Annotated in this window: 22 protein-coding genes and 2 pseudogenes; 5 read left to right on the top strand and 19 right to left on the bottom strand. The window is 36.0% G+C overall.

Annotation, left to right across the window (positions count from 1 at the left end; translation table 11 throughout):
- Positions 1–46: 46 nt before the first annotated feature.
- From QUF94_RS28590 to QUF94_RS28580, 3 genes are all read right to left on the bottom strand, one after another.
- A complete protein-coding gene (locus QUF94_RS28590; protein WP_057277240.1) occupies positions 47–352 on the bottom strand; it encodes an NIPSNAP family protein in 306 nt (101 codons plus the stop codon).
- Between the two features lie 283 nt (positions 353–635).
- Positions 636–815 carry a hypothetical protein gene (locus QUF94_RS28585; RefSeq protein ID WP_289318995.1) on the bottom strand — a complete coding sequence of 60 codons (180 nt, stop codon included), beginning with the start codon at positions 813–815 and terminating at the stop codon, positions 636–638.
- 8 nt (positions 816–823) lie between these two features.
- A complete protein-coding gene (locus tag QUF94_RS28580; RefSeq protein ID WP_289318994.1) occupies positions 824–1,666 on the bottom strand; it encodes an SDR family NAD(P)-dependent oxidoreductase in 843 nt (280 codons plus the stop codon).
- 291 nt (positions 1,667–1,957) lie between these two features.
- Here QUF94_RS28580 and QUF94_RS28575 point away from each other — a divergent pair, with 291 nt between their 5' ends.
- Entirely contained in the window at positions 1,958–2,608 is a 651-nt protein-coding gene (locus tag QUF94_RS28575) for a TetR/AcrR family transcriptional regulator (RefSeq protein ID WP_289318993.1), read from the top strand.
- 625 nt (positions 2,609–3,233) lie between these two features.
- Here QUF94_RS28575 and QUF94_RS28570 read toward each other — a convergent pair.
- From QUF94_RS28570 to QUF94_RS28550, 5 genes are all read right to left on the bottom strand, one after another.
- Positions 3,234–4,508: an IS110 family RNA-guided transposase gene (locus tag QUF94_RS28570; protein ID WP_289318992.1), complete on the bottom strand. Its 1,275-nt coding sequence runs from the start codon at positions 4,506–4,508 to the stop codon at positions 3,234–3,236.
- Between the two features lie 180 nt (positions 4,509–4,688).
- Positions 4,689–5,681, bottom strand: a complete 993-nt coding sequence (locus tag QUF94_RS28565; RefSeq protein WP_289318991.1) for an NADP-dependent oxidoreductase — start codon at positions 5,679–5,681, stop codon at positions 4,689–4,691.
- A 103-nt stretch (positions 5,682–5,784) separates the two neighbouring features.
- Positions 5,785–6,843: an alkene reductase gene (locus QUF94_RS28560; RefSeq protein ID WP_289318990.1), complete on the bottom strand. Its 1,059-nt coding sequence runs from the start codon at positions 6,841–6,843 to the stop codon at positions 5,785–5,787.
- 14 nt (positions 6,844–6,857) lie between these two features.
- On the bottom strand, positions 6,858–7,706 hold the full coding sequence (locus QUF94_RS28555) for an alpha/beta fold hydrolase (RefSeq protein WP_101226030.1): 849 nt from the start codon (positions 7,704–7,706) through the stop codon (positions 6,858–6,860).
- A gap of 110 nt (positions 7,707–7,816) precedes the next feature.
- Positions 7,817–8,392, bottom strand: a complete 576-nt coding sequence (locus QUF94_RS28550) for a TetR/AcrR family transcriptional regulator (RefSeq protein ID WP_048678351.1) — start codon at positions 8,390–8,392, stop codon at positions 7,817–7,819.
- A 744-nt stretch (positions 8,393–9,136) separates the two neighbouring features.
- Between QUF94_RS28550 and QUF94_RS28545 the strand changes: the two genes are divergently transcribed.
- A complete protein-coding gene (locus tag QUF94_RS28545; RefSeq protein ID WP_289314829.1) occupies positions 9,137–10,084 on the top strand; it encodes an IS110 family RNA-guided transposase in 948 nt (315 codons plus the stop codon).
- Between the two features lie 5 nt (positions 10,085–10,089).
- Positions 10,090–10,368: a hypothetical protein gene (locus QUF94_RS28540; RefSeq protein ID WP_289314828.1), complete on the top strand. Its 279-nt coding sequence runs from the start codon at positions 10,090–10,092 to the stop codon at positions 10,366–10,368.
- Positions 10,369–10,537: 169 nt separating this feature from the next.
- Here QUF94_RS28540 and QUF94_RS28535 read toward each other — a convergent pair whose 3' ends face one another.
- From QUF94_RS28535 to QUF94_RS28500, 8 genes and pseudogenes are all read right to left on the bottom strand, one after another.
- Positions 10,538–10,768 (bottom strand): hypothetical protein, encoded by a 231-nt coding sequence (locus tag QUF94_RS28535; protein WP_289318989.1) that lies wholly within the window; start codon positions 10,766–10,768, stop codon positions 10,538–10,540.
- A 174-nt stretch (positions 10,769–10,942) separates the two neighbouring features.
- On the bottom strand, positions 10,943–11,089 hold the full coding sequence (locus tag QUF94_RS28530; RefSeq protein ID WP_289318988.1) for a hypothetical protein: 147 nt from the start codon (positions 11,087–11,089) through the stop codon (positions 10,943–10,945).
- Between the two features lie 184 nt (positions 11,090–11,273).
- A complete protein-coding gene (locus tag QUF94_RS28525; protein WP_289318987.1) occupies positions 11,274–11,597 on the bottom strand; it encodes a hypothetical protein in 324 nt (107 codons plus the stop codon).
- Positions 11,598–11,815: 218 nt separating this feature from the next.
- On the bottom strand, positions 11,816–12,235 hold the full coding sequence (locus QUF94_RS29020) for a hypothetical protein (protein WP_353957828.1): 420 nt from the start codon (positions 12,233–12,235) through the stop codon (positions 11,816–11,818).
- 222 nt (positions 12,236–12,457) lie between these two features.
- Positions 12,458–13,384 carry an anti sigma factor C-terminal domain-containing protein gene (locus tag QUF94_RS28515; protein ID WP_289318986.1) on the bottom strand — a complete coding sequence of 309 codons (927 nt, stop codon included), beginning with the start codon at positions 13,382–13,384 and terminating at the stop codon, positions 12,458–12,460.
- Positions 13,368–13,874 carry an RNA polymerase sigma factor gene (locus QUF94_RS28510; protein ID WP_252278719.1) on the bottom strand — a complete coding sequence of 169 codons (507 nt, stop codon included), beginning with the start codon at positions 13,872–13,874 and terminating at the stop codon, positions 13,368–13,370. Before QUF94_RS28510 ends, QUF94_RS28515 begins: the two co-directional genes overlap by 17 nt.
- A gap of 235 nt (positions 13,875–14,109) precedes the next feature.
- Positions 14,110–14,472, bottom strand: a complete 363-nt coding sequence (locus QUF94_RS28505; protein ID WP_289318909.1) for a hypothetical protein — start codon at positions 14,470–14,472, stop codon at positions 14,110–14,112.
- 175 nt (positions 14,473–14,647) lie between these two features.
- Positions 14,648–15,241: pseudogene (locus QUF94_RS28500) on the bottom strand (lipid II flippase family protein); the annotation flags it as partial.
- Between QUF94_RS28500 and QUF94_RS28495 the strand changes: the two are divergent.
- Entirely contained in the window at positions 15,207–15,365 is a 159-nt protein-coding gene (locus QUF94_RS28495; protein WP_289318985.1) for a hypothetical protein, read from the top strand. The pseudogene QUF94_RS28500 and the gene QUF94_RS28495 overlap by 35 nt on opposite strands.
- A 347-nt stretch (positions 15,366–15,712) precedes the next feature.
- Positions 15,713–15,940 (top strand): annotated as a pseudogene (locus QUF94_RS28490) (lipid II flippase family protein); the annotation flags it as partial.
- Here QUF94_RS28490 and QUF94_RS28485 read toward each other — a convergent pair.
- The 3 genes from QUF94_RS28485 to QUF94_RS28475 all read right to left on the bottom strand — a co-directional run bounded on the left by QUF94_RS28485 (position 15,835) and on the right by QUF94_RS28475 (position 18,518).
- Positions 15,835–16,248 carry a hypothetical protein gene (locus tag QUF94_RS28485; protein WP_289319016.1) on the bottom strand — a complete coding sequence of 138 codons (414 nt, stop codon included), beginning with the start codon at positions 16,246–16,248 and terminating at the stop codon, positions 15,835–15,837. The pseudogene QUF94_RS28490 and the gene QUF94_RS28485 sit on opposite strands and share 106 nt — an antisense overlap.
- A 357-nt stretch (positions 16,249–16,605) precedes the next feature.
- Entirely contained in the window at positions 16,606–17,382 is a 777-nt protein-coding gene (locus QUF94_RS28480; protein WP_289318984.1) for a YibE/F family protein, read from the bottom strand.
- The gene (locus QUF94_RS28475) at positions 17,379–18,518 is read right to left on the bottom strand and encodes a YibE/F family protein (protein ID WP_483313703.1); all 1,140 of its coding nucleotides are present in this window, start codon (positions 18,516–18,518) and stop codon (positions 17,379–17,381) included. The genes QUF94_RS28480 and QUF94_RS28475 overlap by 4 nt, the downstream gene beginning before the upstream one ends.
- Between the last annotated feature and the right edge of the window lie 436 nt (positions 18,519–18,954).

Raw genomic sequence — 18,954 nt, 5'->3', positions numbered from 1 at the left:
TAGCTTAACAAGGTATATATAGATTTTTTTTTACTTTAATGTATGTTCATTCGAATATAGGACGCATAAAGCTTCTCTCATAACTTAAAATACACTTAGTCTCTTCTGCAAATTTATATGCTTCTTGACATTCTGCATCCAATGCCATTTTTACTCGGTACTCTTCATATGCTGCTAAACTTGGAAAAGTGAATAATGCATAAGCAATATTATTAGCACCCTCATGTGGAAGGAAATAACCCTGATGTGTACCGCCTAATTTATTAACTAATCGAATCCACATCTTACCGTATTCCTCGAACTCATTTAATTTATAAGGGTCAATAACATATTTCAGATAGCATGTAACCATTTTAATCCCCCTAAAAAAATCTATTTTTTTCCATCACAACATATAATTCGACTAACCTGCCCCGTTAGTACAATTGGTTACTCCATGTACTTCCACCTCTTTATCCTACTAGTAATTCAATCAAACTCCACCCTCTTTCGAGGTGTAGCTTTTAAATAAAGTTTAATCAAAAATATCTCGCAAACCCACATTTTACGATAAATAAAAAGAATCTATTTTGAAAAAAGATTGATCAAAATAGATCCCTATCCAGAATATTCCAGTTTGATTTTTATAAAATATTTTAATCAATTTCAGTGTATCTAAAGTTTATTCTGCCTTCTCGAATTGAATGTGCCAGCTCTCCATGACTTTCCCGGCCGGGCTGATCTCTGAAACAAGCCTGTGCTTCACCGGCGTGTGTTCGGTCCCGGATGGGTTGATGGACAGAAGCATTAGCTGAAATATTTGCCGAATTAGCCATCAGCGCGCCTACTGGATCATCCATCCTGCAAGATCGGACGGACCGGCCGGCTTCTTATTGTTGGCGGAGCCGTCGCGTGGACGAAGCATGCCGCCAACGAGACGAAGTCCCTGTTTCCTCGTCATGAATCGTCCGATCTGCGTACCTACATAATTCTGTGTACCTGGAACGACATACAGCTTCCCGTCCTTCAATGCCCGAAGCGCAACTTCCACGACTCGCTCCGGTGTGTCTTTCTTACCGACGGCGGCTTCTTCCGAGCCTACGATGTTGAAGAAGCCGGTGTCCGTCGCTCCGGGACAAAGCGTGAGAAATTGGACGCCACTGTTGCGGTTTTCCCACCACAAGGCTTGGGTAAACGACAAGACGAAGGCTTTCGTTGCTCCGTATACGGCCATATAGGGAAGGGGCTGAAATCCGGCGGTCGATGCGACATTGATAACGGCCCCGGAGTTTCTACACAACATATCCGGCAAGAACAAGTGCGTCATATCTACAACAGCGGCAACATTGAGCATGACTTCCTCATGCTGGCGCACGCCTGACACTTGTTCAAACAAACCGTGCGTGGCAAAGCCTGCGTTGTTAACCAGCAGTTCGATCTCTAAATTCAGAAGTTGACATTGCCGATATAACTCGCCTGGCGCGCCCTCTTTGCCAAGATCGGTAGGAATCACCTCGACCTTGACGCCGTGCTTCTTTCTAAGCTCCGATGCCAGGTTCTCCAGCTTGTTTTTCGATCGGGCTACGAGTACAAGGTCGCCACCCTCTTTGGCCAATTGTCGGGCGAATTGCTCTCCGATGCCGGATGAAGCTCCCGTGACAAGCGCCCAATTTCCTTTTATGTTCATTGTGCAACTCTCCTATCTACTTTTTTATAATTAGGAAACAGTGTTACTTTGTCCTTAAAAATAATTCCTGACTCTCATAAGAGTCAAGAATTGTGATGTGTTCCGGTAACACTGTTTCTATTTGAAATCATTGTAACTAAGCTTTTTAAGAAAGTCAACATCGTTTTTTGAATCGTTGGTTTTTGGCATCCCTCGCAACATTGACAACGGTCCGACAATTATATTAAAATTCCTGTTAAGAGCTGGAAACATTGTTTCTTATCAAAAATGTATTAATTGAGGGTGATAGCGATGACAGACCAAAATAATTCCTTCGATGCAAATACGCAAAAGCTGGAAACGTATCAGGAGGCTCGCTTGAAAAATATTGAAAATCTTCGAAAGCTCGTCGTCGATGCTGCGGCAACGATTTTGTACGATGAGGGTCCTGAAGCTGTGACGGTGCGTAAAGTTGCGCAGAAGATGAATTGCTCTACCAAAATCATATACAACCTGTTTGTCAATAAAGATGGACTGGCTCAGCAGCTTTATCTCGACGGCTGCAAGCTTCTCGCCAACGAATTCGAGGGAACGCCGCGCGCTGACGATCCGATGCAGCAGCTGTTTAATTTAGGCGAAACCTTCTGGCAATTCGGACAGCGTTACTCCGGTTATTACAAGCTGATGTTCGGAGGAGCCTTCGCGGATTTCAAACCAGACGAGGAGAGCATACACGGCACCGTAACAGCTATGCGGCAATTGTTGACGGTAATTGGTAATGCGCAAGAGCAGGGACTGATTACCGGTCAGTATGACACGGAAACCGTCGTCCGTATCTTCTGGGCGTCGCTCCACGGTGTTATCCATCTTTACATGTGCGGACATTTTGGAGATGTGCAGTCCGCACATGCCGTTTACAAGCAAACGTTGTCTTTGGTTGTCGGTTCGTTATTTTCGAGTTGAGGCTTCTAGAGAGGAAAAAAAGCACCTTATGGTGTCTTTTCTTTATTTTTTTAAAACGTCGCAACTTTATTTCAAAACGACACGAGGGTATTTTTTTAATACAAGCAACCTTGATAAATGAATAAATAGAAAGGGCATGTTTTGAAAAATATTAATCAAAACATGCCCTTATACTATTTAATTGGATTATTCTTTTATAAAAAAGATTGAACATTTTTATGTTCCTTAATGAACTCCCTCAGTTTAATAGATAATGCTCACGAATACTCGCTTATTCGCAGGATTTCAAACCACATGGTATAGGTTGGTTTAGATGAACGAAAGAGATAGGACCGTTTTGATAAGATGAGGGCAGATTGAAATAGGGGATCTATTGAAAACCCCATATTATTACATATACTGCACGCAATTTCCACGCTGCCCTTGGAGGCTTTCCCTCCCATGTCTCAACGGGTCATAATCCTATGCCCTTTCATTCCTTCGTCATGCCTATCAAGGGGTGGAGGCCGGTTTTGCTAACGGAACGGGTCATTGCCCTTTTGTTCATTACATCCAGTACTCGTGCTTTCTTTGAATTCCTACGAATAAGCCAATGCTCGTGAATGACAATATCAAAAGGTAAGTTTCATGCTGCTTCTGGAGTGATCGGGTAAACTTTTTCTGGGGAATAGTCAGATCCACTTCTGGCCATTCCCACTAAAACTCTGGCGAGTTTACCGCATAACTTCATGACAGACTTCATTTTCTTTGTTTTTTTCACCTTAACATTTGTGGCGTGAATGGCTTGGAACTCTGGGTTATTCATAATCAGACTCATCGTCGCAAGAAATAGGAAACGTCTAAGTCGGGACCTACCACGTTTGGATAAAACAATTTGACCTTTCCATTTTCCAGAGCTTGCCTCGGAAAGGTGCAGTCCTGCGTGACGTAATAAAGCATTGCCATGAGCGAAACCACTTAAATCACCCGATTCTCCAAGAATACCAGCCAGTGTAATCGTGCTAATTCCTTTAATCGCTAGTATTTTTTCAGCATAAGGAATTTTCATGAGTATGTTTGTGACTTCCTGTTCAACTGCTTCAAGTTGGACGGTCGCAAGATCGTATTCCTCAAGCAATTGCTTCAAATGAAGTTTATAAGCATCAAGAGCTTTTTTTGTACCAACCGATTTGTTCGCTAAGTCGATCAGTGAATGAGCCTTTGGAACACCTGCATGTCTTTTCATCACTGATTTCCATCCCATAATGATATCTTGAGGCTGTAACGAACGTAGTTCGACTGGAGTGGGAAATAAGCGAAGGGTTGCGATAGCTCCCTTAGCTGTTACATCTTTGAAGACTTGTCGTAGTTCAGGAAAGACGATATCTACCCAGCGATTTATTTGGTTGATTGAGCTGACAAGCCGTTTAACGATCATGTCCCTGTTAGACATAAGCACTCGAAGTTTTTCTATGGATTCTGGGCTATGATGAATCAATGTATAATAGCCATTTTTCACTACATCAGCGATGACGAGAGCGTCCTTTTTATCGCTCTTAGATTGGGTATTATCTCGGTTCTCTTTATTCCTTTTAACAAGGTGCGGATTTACGGTAACAACTTCAACGTTTTGTTCAAATAACCATTTTGATAGATTCAACCAGTAATGACCGTTAGGTTCCATGCCTACGATGGCAGTGTCTAAACGGTTTATTCGTTTAAGTTCTTTGATCCAACTTAGAAATTTAGTAAACCCCTCATCGTTATTTTCAAAGGTTAGAGGATGACCGACCACAATTCCTCGATAGTTAACAGCTCGAGCAACATGAAATTGTTGTGCAATATCAATTCCTACAACAAGATGACGATTCGTGATTCTTTCAATTAGTTGATTTTGTTTGTTTTGCATTTTAAAATTCATAGTAGAGCTTCCTCCTTAAGATGAGTTTTGGTTTGTGTGTACTCTCATCATACTGAGGGGCTCTGTTTTTTTCAAAGCCGATATTTAACGCTCTACAGGAATGCTAACGCACCAGCAACCTCGATAAGTTAAAAAAACAAACACTTTCTACCTAAGGAAAGGTTTGTTAGATAAGACTAATTATTTTAATTTAAGTATTATTTTTCCTTTCGCTCTTCCCGCCTCTGCATACTCCAATACTGTTTGGGCATCTTCGAAAATAAAAACTTTATCAAGTGTAGGCTTAATCACTTCTGACTCTAACATTTCTGTTAAAGTTTTCAACTGCTCTCCACTATGCTTCATAAAAAGAAACGTGTATTGGACATTATGTTTTTTTTCTAGCTTCATAAGTTTATAACTTGCAATTGAAAATAAGGTTTTTTTAAATGAGCTAAATCCGTTTTCTTTAGCAAAGCGACCATTCGGGATTCCAGATATAGAAACAATCTTTCCTCCTTTTTTTAATGTTACAAATGATCTCTCTAACGTCGCCCCCCCAATGGTATCAAGAACTGCGTTGTAGTCACGAATCGAATGTTCGAACTTTTCTGTCTTGTAATTAATAACTTCGTCAGCGCCCAGAGATTTTACTAAATCACTACCATCACTAGCTGTAGTTGCGACAAAAGCACCCATATGTTTTGCAAGTTGGATAGCAAATGTTCCTACTCCCCCTGATCCTGCATGTATTAATATTTTATGTCCTTTTTCAATTCGCAGAATATCATGTAAAGCTTGGTAGGATGTCAATCCGACTAGAGGGATGGAGGCGGCTTCTTCAAAACTTAAATTTTTAGGTTTTAATGCAATATCTTCTTGGTTAACAGAGAGATATTCAGTAAAAGTTCCCATTTTATTTGCTCTAGGTCGACCATATACCTCATCACCGACTTTAAACTTCGTGACACTAGTACCTACTTCAACAATTTTTCCAGAAAAATCGTTTCCTAAAATTAACGGCATCTTGTATTTCAATAATAATTTTAATTCACCTTTTCGAATTTTTGTATCAAGAGGATTTATACTTGCCGCATATATCTCAACTAAGACCTCGTCATTATTTATTTTGGGCATAGGGAAGTCTAAAAAATTTGGTTTTTTACCGTAGTTTTCAATTGCTAAAGCTTTCATTACAATCCTCCACATTTTTATTTAACGTACATGTATCTTTTCATAACGAACCTAAGAAAAAAGATTATGAATATCCCTAGATGGGATATTCATATTAAATAAACTATTTTAAGAAAGGATAATCTGTATAACCTTCTTTTCCTCCTGCATAGAGCGTGTTTTTATCAGGTTCGTTTAGGGGAGCACCTGATTGAATCCGTTCTACAAAGTCTGGATTAGCTAGTACCCAAGTGCCTACTGTGACAACATCTGCAAGATTATTATCTACATCAGACGAAAGTTGATCTAGAGGACGACCTGGACGGTTAACAAGAAGTGATTGATCCCAAAGTTGACGCACATCTTTTAGGAATTGCTCGTTTCCAAAGTGCATTAAATGCAGATATGCAAGGTTAAGCTTATTTAATTCACTTATTAAATAGCGATACATCTCAAGGCTATTTTCCCCCTCATCAATGCCTTGCAGTGTTCCTTGAGGAGAAAAACGGATGCCCGTTCTTTCTGCTCCTATTTCATCAACAACTGCTTTAGCTACTTCAATAGCGAATCGAGAACGACCCTCAATCGTACCACCGTATGCATCTTGACGATGATTGGAGTTTTCACTAAGGAATTGTTGGATCAGATAACCATTCGCTCCGTGAATTTCAACTCCGTCTGCACCAGCTTCAATTGCTGAACGTGCTGCTAAACGAAACTCATTGATAACATCTTTTATCTCAAGCTCACTCAATTCTCTTGGTGTTGGAATTTCTTTCATTCCTTCTGCCGTGAAAATTTCTACTCCAGGTGCAATAGCTGACGGTGCAACTGCTTGGCGGTGGTGAGGTGTGTTATCAGGGTGTGATACACGTCCCACATGCATAAGCTGAACAAAAATATGACCGCCTTCACTATGAACTTTAGTAGTTACTTTTTTCCACCCTTTAATATGATTTTCTGTATAAATACCAGGTGTATTAGTGTAACCTTGCCCATCATCTGAAGGTTGGGTTCCTTCACTTATAATTAAACCGACTGAAGCACGCTGACCATAGTACTCTGCTACTAAATCGCTCGGCGTACCATCTGGTAAAGCTCTACTTCTAGTCATCGGAGCCATACCTATACGATTTTTTAAGTCAATGTTTCCGATACGAACTTTTTCAAATAATCTGCTCATATGAGTACTCCTTTTTAATAAGAATTAGAATCAAGAAATGAATTTACGTGTTCTGCAAATAGTTCTGGAAATTGAAACAGATGCCCGTGACCAGAATCAGGATATATAATCAGCTGTGCTTTGGGTAATTTCTCTGTTAAGATATAACTGTTTTTAGTCGGTACCATCACATCATTAACACCATTAGTAACAAGTACAGGGTGTTTGATGTTTTGTAACCATTCATAATCATGATTAGATTTTTGTTTAGCCCATTTTGCAATGGCTTGTAATTGTGCCTCTTTTACTTGTTCTGAACTGTTTACTTTTTTCTGATTAAAAATTCTTTGTAGTGAAGCCATTCCTGCAGATTTACTTGTTTCGGTTTGTCCGTAGAAAAAGAACATAAAATCATTTATTCCATCTTCTTCCGTTCCGCCGTGACGATTCATTCTTTCAAAAATCTCTGGATTTGGATTAATACCAGATTCAGGCGAAGTACCTGCCATAATAATTTTTCTTACTAAATCTCCCTCTTGTAAAGCTAGCTCTTGTGCAACCATGCCACCAATGGAAAAACCAAGAATGTCAACTTGTTCTAATCCAAGAGTTTTTATAAATGTTGCTGTATCTTTTGCCATATCAGCAATTGTAGTAGGCGTTAGTCCATCGGTCTCACCAACCCCTTTATTGTCAAATAAGATTACTGGGCGTGTATTTGCAATAGGTTCAAGCATGTTTGGATCCCAGTTTTCCATCGTTCCTCTAAAGTGAACAAGAAATACTACTGGTATACCATCTTGTGTACCAAATTTTCTATATGCGTAACGAGTTCCATCTGCTTCAATAAATTCTGATTCTGTTGGTATTTTAAAGTTAGTCATTATTGTGTTCCTCCTTAGAAATTTAAAAACGGTTTTATAAGTATGCATTATGATGGTTTGTTTCATGTTATTTTTAGAATGAACGTTCTAAAAAGGGTAAAAAAAGAAAGCTAGTCCAACACTGAAAGTGCTAGAGTGATGATGCCTTCTAATTCTTTTTTATTGTAATTAGTTTTTATTAGTACCCTTATACCTACCAAATTGTTGTGTAAGAAACGAGATGTGTTATCAGAATCGATTTCTTTTGATAGCTCTCCACTAGTTTGGCCCCGTTTTATAAGGTTATTAAACATATCTTCAGTACGGTTAAACATTTTTGTAACTATGCGTCCAATTTCTTTGTCCAGCAAAGATAATTCTATGGCTGCATTTACTGATAGACAACCTTTTGGGTATTGTTCAATGGAATTCAGTACGAAAATAAAAACATCACGTATCGTCTGTTTAATGGATGAAGTGCTACTAATTATGCTTTCCATCTCATTGACGATGAGCTCTTCATAGTGATTAAGGGAAGCTAAAAACAATGAACGCTTGTCACCAAATGTATCATATATACTCCTGCGGTGTATCCCCATATGATCCACCAAATCTTGCATGGATGTTTTTTCATAACCCTGTTCCCAGAAAAGCTCCATTGCTTTTCTTAATACTGCTTTTTCGTCAAACTCTTTACTTCTAGCCATTTTATTTCTCCTTAAAAAAATCCATGAACCAATACTAACAAAAACAAACGTCATAATCTATTATAGAATGAACGTTCTAAAATAAACACATGAATTTCAAACCATGATTAAATAATACCCTTTTTAGAACGATTAGTAAAGAATTATAACTAACCAATAATTCCCAATATATTTGCTACATATCACAATGTTATCCATTAACTTTCACTTAGGGGTACCGTCAAACATTTCTTCTATTCGTTTAGTTTCTTCAGGATTGTTTTCTTCCACTGTTTCAATTAATGGATCAAACTCTTCTCATACCAAATAAACAAGAAACAGCAATTAGAAAACAGCAATTAGAAAAAACCATCTGAGCCCTTACTCAACCAAACTGCCCCAAATTAAGCAACCAGTCCTTTTAAATTTTACCACAAACAACCATTATCCTTGTTGAACTATCCTGCCCCGATAGTTCCATAAGAAACTTCTATGGCGGCGATCCTCGCCGCCACCATCTATCACGAAACCCTGCTAATTACCCCAAAATAAAGTCTAACCCATTAAACCGTTGACAATAATGGTGATAACAATACAACCAGGCTGAACCTTTTTTGGTGGATCTTAAGGAAGATACCCTGTATAAGAAACTGGTTGTGACAGTATTGAAGAACCATTTAGTGTACTGCTAGTACGTATACAAAAATTTTTGCAACAAATCTCCTGTCATATGTATTGTTAATCTTTTATTGAGGTGATTCTCCTATGGAAGCAATGATTGAACGGTGTGCTGGCCTAGATGTACACCAAGAAACAGTAGTAGCCTGCGTATTATTGGGTCCATTAGAAAAAAAGCCAAAAACCTCTATTGAAACTTTTTCAACTACAACAACGGGACTGTTGGCTTTAAGTGATTGGCTAGCTACCCTTCAGGTATCCGATGTTGTGATGGAAAGTACCGGAGTCTACTGGAAACCAATATGGAATATACTCGAAGGATCTTTTCACCTTGTTCTTGCCAATGCCAGGCATGTCAAAAATGTTCCAGGGCGTAAAACTGATGTGAAAGATGCCGAATGGCTTGCCAAGCTTCTAAGATGCGGACTTATTGAAAGCAATTTTGTCCCACCAGAGGATATTCGTGATTTACGAGATCTTACTCGTTATCGAAAAAAATTGATTCATCATCGCACCTCAGAGCAGAATCGCATTCACAAAATTCTTCAAGATGCTAATATCAAGCTAACATCCGTTCTATCAGACATTTTTGGTGTATCGGGACGCCGTATCCTTGAAGCGATTCTAAATGGTGAAAGAATAGAGACCGATGGTCTTCGAAAAATGGTGGATTGGCGAACAAAAGCAAGTATTACTGACATTGCCAATGCAATTAATGGTCGTATTCGCCGTCATCATCGTGATATGTTGCGTTACCATTGGGAGCATATGGGTTATTTAGAAGAAACCATAGAAGAATTAGAAAAACAAATTGATCAACTCCTGTCCCCTTATCGTAAGGAAGTAGAATTATTGGATGGTATACCTGGTGTGAACAAAGCTGCGGCAGCTACTTTTATTGCGGAGATGGGTGTTGATATGTCCGTATTTAAGTCAGCTAAACATCTTGCCTCTTGGGCTGGTGTGAGTCCTGGAAATTACGAAAGTGCAGGTAAAAAAAAACGAGTAAAACCACACAAGGAAATAAAGCTTTAAAAACGATGGCCGTAGAATGTGTATTAGCGACATCAAGGCAAAATAATCGAATTGCTTCACATCGAAAAAGGATTACCAAACGGCAAGGAAAAATGAAGGGACGAATCGCTTCTGCCCATTTACTATTAACGATTACTTACAACATCTTAAAAACAGGAGAACCTTATCATGAACTAGGCTCAAATTACCTTGAAGAAAAACAAAATAACAAAGAATTAAAAATGATCGAATACCTAAAAAAGAAAGGCTATACAATCGCTCCATCTGAACAACAACCTGCATAACCAGTTAAATAACGACATAGCACATTTACGCCCATCAAAAAAAATGAGAATTTGGAGGGTTTATTTTAGCATGGCTTTTTTACTATTGTGTTTTCATACAAAAAGCTACCTTAAAGACAGCTCCGATCTTCAGCTAACGCACCTGTTAGTGCAATTAGGTTAAGGAACTTTATTTCATTTCAGGCTTTATTCTTTGTTCAAATTCCTCTTTTGTAATATCCCAAACCTCATATTCTTCCCCAAATTTTTCTCTAACGTCCATAGCCATTAAATCGGAAATTACGTTGTAATCATCATTTATATCTTCGCTGAGAATTCCTTTTACTGTATTCCACTTAATAAAATTATCATCATAGGGGCTAATAATGTAAAAATACCGATTTTCAAACTTTGTTATCATTGTTTCCTCCAGGATGAATTTTGGGTTTAAATCTTAATTCCAGTTTACAATTTGAGTTATGTCCTCTTAAACTATCCTGCCCTGTTAGTGCCATAAAAAAAGGTTACTTCAGCAACCTCCCTTATTGAAGTAAGCACCCGTTAGTTAATTAAGAATTACTTCCGACTCAATCAGTCAAAATAAACTCTTTACTAAACGAACTATCATTCTTGGAATAAGAGTTAAGATGTTAAAAACCAATTCAGATAAGATTGAATCACGAATCTCAATCATTATTCCTTTGCAAAAACCTTCTTTTCCATCCTTTTTTTCTTTTTTCATCTTTTATATCCTCTTTATCTTTCATAATTACTCCAATTATGTTCGAATTCCCTAAAATCCTTCCTCAATTATTCTGCCTCTTTAGATCAATAAGAATAGAAGCTGATTATCAGCTCCGTAAAGCTCTTGTTGTTCAACAACCTAAATTATAAAAAGTAAGCGTTCAGCAGATATTAGAAAAGTTTTAATGAATTATGGAGGACAGCCATTCAACTAGATAACCAATATACCAAGCGAAAAATATACTAAATGTCATAAATAGATTCCCTGCAATCCCAAACAAGGAAAATTTATTATTGTATTTTGAACCTATCCCAGCCAAGATGAGACCAATTGGATTCATAATAAAAGTCCAAGCCCAAATAGGAAATCCTTGGTCAAGACCTATATTTTGACTAGGAACCAAAAAGAAGATAAACCATAATAGAATTCCTAATAAAACACAAACCAGTGATAAAATACTCCAATAAGATTTCCTTAATGGCAAAACTTCTTTTTTTTCTTTCATACATTATCCTCGTTCCTATATTCAATATATAATTACGTTCCGATAAATATCCTAACAGAAATACTTCCCTACTTATGTAAGGAAAATATGCCAATGTACATTTCTTTAATCAACTATCCTGCCCCGTTAGTGTCCTAAGAAAAGGAGCTGCTGATCAGCTCCTGGTAATGAAGTAAAGCACCCGTTAGCTTAAGAAGAAAAATAATATTGGTTATTTACTACTGTTCAATAAATATGATGGGGTAATCTCTCCCTATTTCACCCTTAACTTTTGCAGTTAAGTCGATACCTATTTTATTATGCTCATCAATAGGTATTTCTTTATAATTTTGAACCCAGTTAAATAGTTCCTCTTTTAGTTCTTCAGATAGAGGGAAGTCATCAATGTCTAAGTTAAAACCACAAACATTGCACCATATAGGGTCCGCACTAAAATCAGCTTCAACTTTCAATGAGGGATGTTCACATTCTCCCTTTAATGCGAAGTTTTGTAATGATTTTAGAAAGTAGATTACAACTATTGATATGAAAAATATTACCGCAGAGCTTAAACCAGAAGTAGCGAAATGAGAATTATACAACTCTGTTAGCAACAGGTATACTAAAAAACCTATAAAAAGGAATAGAGCAATTTTCATTTGATGAGTATTTCCTTTCAAATTTTATTAACATTACTATAATAATTGATTGTTTATATTTTTGATAATTTAACCCGTTCACTTTAATTTTCTTATGGAACTATCCTGCCCCGTTAGTTGCATAAAGAAAAAGCTGCCTTAAAGACAGCTCCGATCTTCAGCTAACGCACCCGTTAGTTCATTAAGAACTACATAAAAATCACCGATTTCTGATTGTTTATATTAATATTTTTCTACAATGGCACCTATACTTGATGCCTTTACATAAGGTTGTCCTTGCAATAATAGTAAATTTTCTTTTGTTCCAGTAACAACTGCACCTATAATCAAACCATCTTTTTGGCGTTTACTTATGAATTGGTAGTCATTCTTATTAGATTTCTTTAAACGGTTTAAGAAGTCTGATTCACTTTTCACATTAGATGTACTTAATGCTTGTCCTAACTTTGAAGATGGGTCTGATATTCCGAATAACCATTGTCCTGATTCAGGTTCATCTCTAAAATCGGATTTTTTCGAGTAGTTATTTACCCAAAACCACGTTGGTTTGATTGAATTAGGCATCATTTTTTTAACTTCATTTAATGAATAACTCTTGTCAAAGGAGATTGCCATTTCGATATATTTATCGTTTGGGTATTCTTTGAGTTTTAATAAATCATTAGAATATGTTTTGTATTTGAATTGCGGAACATAATATAACATTTCTCTTTGTCCACTTGGAAAGTTTAGTTGAGTGGTATCATCAATCTTTGTACTGTAAGATGAAAACGATGTTGAATAAAATCCCTTTAATCCATAATTCACCTCTTGGGAATCCCAAGGAATTACTTTATTTTTAATAACTTTATATACTTCCCGTTTAATTGTTCCTTTAAATAACCCTATATCTATCGTTTCCGTGTATATTATTGTATTAGGAGCTTTCATTACTGCATCTCTTATAATTAGATTAGAAGCTATTTCACTACCTTTTTTATTTATCCACCAAGTATTAGCTCTATAAACACCAAAAACTATAAGAATACATACAATTGCAGATATTAGAAGTGTCCTCAAGAAAGTAATACGTTTTGCTTTTTTCAATGTTTTATCTAAAGAGTTTTCATCAAAAATTGATTTCAAGTTTTCTTCATTTTGATCTTTCATTTTCTTCCCTCCAATATAATTCTTTAAATTTTGCTCTTGCACGGGCTAAATATGTTTTCACACCACTTGGTTTCATTTCTAGATATTCTGCAATCTGTTGATAAGACCATTCCAAATCGTATTTAAGAAGGAGTAATTGCTTAAATATCAATGGTAGGCGTTCAAGAGTATTTTTTATTTGGTTTTGATTTTCTTTTGTAATCATTAAATCCTCAATCAATTTTGAATTAGATACAAGATTTTCGTCTAATAGTTGGAATTGTGATTTTTTATTTTTTCGACAGTAATCGTAATACAAATTTATCGCTACCCTAAAAAGCCATGCTTTATGTTTGTCGGTATCAATTGACTCAATATGTATCATCAACTTATAAACTGATTCTTGGACAATATCTTTTGCTGTCTCCGAATCAGCACCTTGCTTTTTTACATAATAATATAGCTCATTCATTACTTTAATTAATTGGTCATTCGAGAACCGACTCTTCAATAATTTTCCTCCTCTCGTCTTTATAACGTAAGAAGAGCTAAAAAGTATACAGTATCCTTAAAATTATCACGCAAAAAAGCGATTCTTAGATTGAAGGATCGCTTTTGGTCTATTATCTATTTCTTATTCAACTAAACTGCCCCGTTTGTTCATTAAGAACATTCATTACAGGAATGCTGCTCCTTTAGTTCTATAAAAAGGCTACCCGGTTTGGGCAGCCAGTTCTTAAATGTAATCAAGCAAACGTTTCTTTTATTTCAATCTTAAAGTTCGGTTTCAAGGTAATTTCTACAATCATTAAAAACCTTTCTCTATCACCATCTAAAAATAACCGTATAGAAGATTCATCCTTTTTATCGGTAAGTATTTCGATTTTACTTACCGTTTGAAAGTTATATCTTCCAATAACCATACTTCCTTCTTGTACTAATAACCCAAGTTGATTATAAAACGGGCAAACGATAACCTCATATTTATACTTATTAACCTTGAACCTGAAGGTTGATTCATTATATTCGAACAGTTCATCATCATCTTTCTTTACTGGAAGACATTCAAATAGAGAAATGAAATCAATTTCAGAAGGATAAGACTCCATAATACAACCTTCTTTCATAAGGAAATGTACATACATGACTTACCTTCTGCAAAGGAGAATGAAAATCCTTCTTCAACTAAACTGCCCCATTAGTTGCATAAGAAAAAGCTGCCTTAAAGACAGCTCCGATTTTCAGCTAAAGCACCTGTTAGTTCATTAAGAAATCAGATATTTATTAGACAATAAATTTAGTAAACCACGCAATATATCCTGCCCCTGGAATAAAAAATACTTGGGCTAGAATCGTTCCTAATAAACGAGAAGTAACCATCATAAGAGATACACCCTTGAGATTAAGGTAACTTCCCTTTTGATTTATTACGTCATCAGCAAGAATAGATATTTTAGGGTCAATAAAAATTATAAGTAAAATTGTAGCTATTCCATTTATAAGACCCGATGCCATAATAGCAGTTGTTGCCCTTTCTGGAGCTATTAAAGCAGCATATAACGCAGATAACACTCCAATTGTATAGATTGCAGTTATTACCATATTAATTAAGAACAACCTTATGGGAGTATCCTTCAATCTAAAATCCTTTAAGTAAGAAAACTTTGGTTAATGAATGTGTTTTATCCCACGCTTAATGTATTCGAAAGTTAACCCCTTTTTTATCAAAGATGGTATAGAACCTCTTTCTTCATATAAATGAACAATAGCCCTTGAAAAAATTGCAATAAAAGTAGGAACTAAAAAAATACCTATAATTGTTCCTAATGTTGATGAACCAATAATGACTATATATTGGTTTTCAACAGACTCTAGTGCACACGAAATTATTCATTATCAGCAATGGTTGGAAGAAAGAAAGATAAGTGAGAAAGAAGCAGAAGAAGGGTATAAAATGGTTGATATGTATGTAGAAACCATTAACTCTATTTTAGATTTTTAAATCGGAATCTTATGCAACTAACGGGTGCGTTAGTTTAATAAATTTAATTCAGGTCGATTCCTTAACTTAGAAATCGGCTTTTTTGATTTCGGATAGTGTCATAACTTAATAGATAGGGTAACGCTTGTCCAAACACTTGCATAATATATAAATAAGACGTGAGGAAGCACCTGACGTCACCTTAGACTGACTATTGTCAGTCTTTTTTTTTTGGAAGAAAACTTACCCAAAACTTAAAAGTTATGGAGTGTTTCTTGTTCAACTATAGGGGCAGGATAGTTCCATAACACAAATTGGAAAAATATGTGGTAGTATGGGAAGGAAAGTATTAAAGTAGGTAATTTGTTTTGGAATTCTTAACAGAAAAATTAATTCTTATATCTCTATTTATATTTATTATCCATTCTATCGAAACACTTGCATATGCAGTCAGATTATCTGGTGCAAGAGTAAGATTGTTAGCTTCAGCTCAATCCTTATTTAACTTGATGGTTATGATTTCTCGATTAGCGAATATGATGCAGCAAACATTTACAGGGAGCCTGGTTGATAATGCTCCAAAAGTAAATACACTAGTATCCAACATCGTATATAAAGCATCAGATTTTCCTCTATCTTTAATTAACTCATCGTAATCTCCTGTGGCAATACGGATATAAGGTTCAACATCCTTTTCATAAGGAGCCAAAAAGGTTGCTGTAACCATTTGTTTTGTCGTACGATTCTTGATTTGAAAGTCTTTTTTGAGATAGATGACGCCTCGAACAGGGAACTCCATTTGTGTTCTTAGCCACTTGCAAAATTTGATGGAAACACTTCTTACTACTGGATGTACACCTGCTTCACTTCTCAATCTTAGTCCTGTTCTTGGATAATTACCCATGATCTATGCCTCTCATTTAAGCTTTTATAACAATTTCTCCAATAATTTAGAAATTCTTCCTCAACTATCCTGCCCCGTTAGTTAATTAAGGGTACTTTCTCACTTTAGATTGAATGTATGATAATATAAAGAATCATACATTCAAAAGGCTGCCAATTGGCAGCCTTTTTCTCTATCTGTAATCATATAATGGCCCTTATTGAAGGCAATGCAATACTAATCTTACCTCCCTCCAATGAAACTGTAAAAAGGATTAAACAGAGCAGATGGATACTCATTGCAATGCTATTAGGGAACAACTCAAAGACTTATTCCTCTTATACAAATGAGTATTTATAAGCCCTTTTGCCATGAAACCTATATAACTTTCTCTTTATTTTCTCTTGTTTTCACTAAAAAATAAGCAGTAATCAAAGCAGTAATAGGAATTATCAGGGCTACACCTGTTCCAGCACAAAATATAGTGATCATTTCAGCACTAAATATTTTTGAGTTTACGATTTCTCCAACAGAATAGGATAAATCTTTAAACCATATAAGCAATGCCAAATAGCCTCCAAAGAAAGCAAAAAATAGTGTATTCGTAGATGTTCCTAAGATATCCCTTCCAATACTTAATCCAAATGTGAATAAATCTTTCTTGCTAATGGATGGATGGTGAAGAAACATTTCTCGCATGGGAGATGAAATGGCCATGGCTGTATCGATAATCGCGCCAATAGTACTCATAATAATTACTGAAGCGCCAATTTTAACAAAATCTACTCCAATATAAAGGGAAAACATGCTAAGCTCTTCTATTTCTTCTTCACCGAAACCTTGTATCATCGCATTTTCCGTCACAAGAACAATAAAAAAGAGTACAATAACAATCGTGATAATAGTAGAAATGAATGCTGTTTTTGTTGTACTATTCACTTCGTTAATAAAAAATAAATTAATATAACTAATCACCGTACATGCAATCAATGTTACGATATACGGATCATTATTTGGATTAGTCATAAAAATGATGGTAAAAAGTAACACACCAAAGTTTAGGAACAAAGCAAAAAATGAACGTGCCCCTTTTTTTCCGCCAATCAAGATCATCAATATTAATAGTATAAACGCTAGCAACACTAATACATTCATTGTCTTTCCCTCTTTCGATTAATGAAAAAAATAGAGACATATAGACCTATCGGAATAGTTAACACGATTCCAATACCACCAGCTAGGGCACGGGCCAATTCCAATGTAAGGTTCATGGAAAGGGTAAATCCCAATGCAGAAGCATTTTTCAAATACAAAATAATCATAGGTATGGAGCCACTTATATAGGCAAAAAACAAAATATTTGTCATGGTTCCCATAATGTCTTTTCCAATCTCTAATCCTGAAGTTTTAAGTGCTTTTACTGATATGTGGTTATTCTTTTCATACAACCCAAAAATCGAAGAAGACATGGTAATGGCTATATCCATTACGGCTCCTAAAGATCCGATAAATAAACCTGCCATAAACACCATTTTATAAGGACGAGTGATAAATTGCATTTCTTCATATCGAAGGCCATTTTCGGAAGTTAACCACATAACAAGATAAGTAATGAACAGCGAAAAAAAAGTCCCTAACAGTGTCGCAATGATAGCTGCATAGGTTTTTTCATTAAAACCGTTAACGAGTAAAAGGGAAAGGACCGTAAATAGAATGATACTTATACTGCATATCAATACCAAACCAATGTCTGATGAATTCAAATAAAAATCTAATGCATATGACAATAATATGGCATTGACTGCCAAACTTATAATTGAAAACAGGCCTTGCTTTTTTCCAACGATAAGTAATGTAAAGATAAAAACCCATGCTACAATCAACACAAATTTATCACGCTTTACGTCTTTTATTGTTCCAGTTAACTCTGAATTTTCTTCTGTCTTCGTATCAATCGAAACAAATAAATCATTTCCAACTCGATATTCTTGATCATAAGCTCCGGATGAGGAATATTCATTCTTTAAATGGATAAGCTGTCCTTTTTCTTCTCCATTTTGTAATTCGGCTATAATACTCTGGGTAAATAGTCGATCTTCATTTTGATACATATCATTCAATTCAGTTGTATTTTCCAAATTTGTTTTGATGACTTTGGCTATTGGAAGTTCATAGAATGAATAATTGTGATTAACAAAGAAAACAGAGGCGACAAAACAAAGTGCTATGATGGCGTACAAAGAAACATGCTTATAACCCATTTTTTTAACTTTATTTACGATAACATTCAAAAAAAAACCTCCAAAATATCGGGTGTGCAAAAAAGGCAGGAAAGAGCCAGAATTGACTGACTCCCCCTTCCTTACTAGTATTTGATTTTTTTATCTTATCATGAATAGAATTTAATTTGCGAAATAATAAAGTTCCAATTATTAACCATGGGGATGTTTCTTTTCGATTTTGAAAGTATGATAATTATAATTTTCGTAATTTCAAAACATGATTTCATTGGCTTTTTATGATTTCCTCTTTGAAAAAAATCGTACATTCAAACAAGGTTTTAAAGGGGTAAGGAGCCAGGTTTAGAATGAAGAAAGAAAGGTCGATCAAGATGACTAACCAAAAGATCTGCAGCCAATTCGTGTTCAGCAGCAGTTAGAAGATATGAAATGGGCGTTGAAGCCCATTGTTCGAACGAGATTACATCCTGTTTTTTTTAGGCTGCGA

The organism is Peribacillus sp. NJ4 (assembly GCF_030348345.1).
Classification (GTDB): domain Bacteria; phylum Bacillota; class Bacilli; order Bacillales; family DSM-1321; genus Peribacillus.
Note: the sequence above shows the minus strand (reverse complement) of the source record. Positions and strands in the feature narration are given on the sequence as shown.

Bases quoted from the DNA above. Each gene is read 5' to 3' on its own strand.
- QUF94_RS28590 (WP_057277240.1), bottom strand. From the start codon at position 352: ATGGTTACATGCTATCTGAAATATGTTATTGACCCTTATAAATTAAAT.
- QUF94_RS28585 (WP_289318995.1), bottom strand. From the start codon at position 815: ATGGCTAATTCGGCAAATATTTCAGCTAATGCTTCTGTCCATCAACCC.
- QUF94_RS28580 (WP_289318994.1), bottom strand. From the start codon at position 1,666: ATGAACATAAAAGGAAATTGGGCGCTTGTCACGGGAGCTTCATCCGGC.
- QUF94_RS28575 (WP_289318993.1), top strand. From the start codon at position 1,958: ATGACAGACCAAAATAATTCCTTCGATGCAAATACGCAAAAGCTGGAA.
- QUF94_RS28570 (WP_289318992.1), bottom strand. From the start codon at position 4,508: ATGAATTTTAAAATGCAAAACAAACAAAATCAACTAATTGAAAGAATC.
- QUF94_RS28565 (WP_289318991.1), bottom strand. From the start codon at position 5,681: ATGAAAGCTTTAGCAATTGAAAACTACGGTAAAAAACCAAATTTTTTA.
- QUF94_RS28560 (WP_289318990.1), bottom strand. From the start codon at position 6,843: ATGAGCAGATTATTTGAAAAAGTTCGTATCGGAAACATTGACTTAAAA.
- QUF94_RS28555 (WP_101226030.1), bottom strand. From the start codon at position 7,706: ATGACTAACTTTAAAATACCAACAGAATCAGAATTTATTGAAGCAGAT.
- QUF94_RS28550 (WP_048678351.1), bottom strand. From the start codon at position 8,392: ATGGCTAGAAGTAAAGAGTTTGACGAAAAAGCAGTATTAAGAAAAGCA.
- QUF94_RS28545 (WP_289314829.1), top strand. From the start codon at position 9,137: ATGGAAGCAATGATTGAACGGTGTGCTGGCCTAGATGTACACCAAGAA.
- QUF94_RS28540 (WP_289314828.1), top strand. From the start codon at position 10,090: ATGGCCGTAGAATGTGTATTAGCGACATCAAGGCAAAATAATCGAATT.
- QUF94_RS28535 (WP_289318989.1), bottom strand. From the start codon at position 10,768: ATGATAACAAAGTTTGAAAATCGGTATTTTTACATTATTAGCCCCTAT.
- QUF94_RS28530 (WP_289318988.1), bottom strand. From the start codon at position 11,089: ATGAAAAAAGAAAAAAAGGATGGAAAAGAAGGTTTTTGCAAAGGAATA.
- QUF94_RS28525 (WP_289318987.1), bottom strand. From the start codon at position 11,597: ATGAAAGAAAAAAAAGAAGTTTTGCCATTAAGGAAATCTTATTGGAGT.
- QUF94_RS29020 (WP_353957828.1), bottom strand. From the start codon at position 12,235: ATGAAAATTGCTCTATTCCTTTTTATAGGTTTTTTAGTATACCTGTTG.
- QUF94_RS28515 (WP_289318986.1), bottom strand. From the start codon at position 13,384: ATGAAAGATCAAAATGAAGAAAACTTGAAATCAATTTTTGATGAAAAC.
- QUF94_RS28505 (WP_289318909.1), bottom strand. From the start codon at position 14,472: ATGGAGTCTTATCCTTCTGAAATTGATTTCATTTCTCTATTTGAATGT.
- QUF94_RS28495 (WP_289318985.1), top strand. From the start codon at position 15,207: ATGACTATATATTGGTTTTCAACAGACTCTAGTGCACACGAAATTATT.
- QUF94_RS28485 (WP_289319016.1), bottom strand. From the start codon at position 16,248: ATGGGTAATTATCCAAGAACAGGACTAAGATTGAGAAGTGAAGCAGGT.
- QUF94_RS28480 (WP_289318984.1), bottom strand. From the start codon at position 17,382: ATGAATGTATTAGTGTTGCTAGCGTTTATACTATTAATATTGATGATC.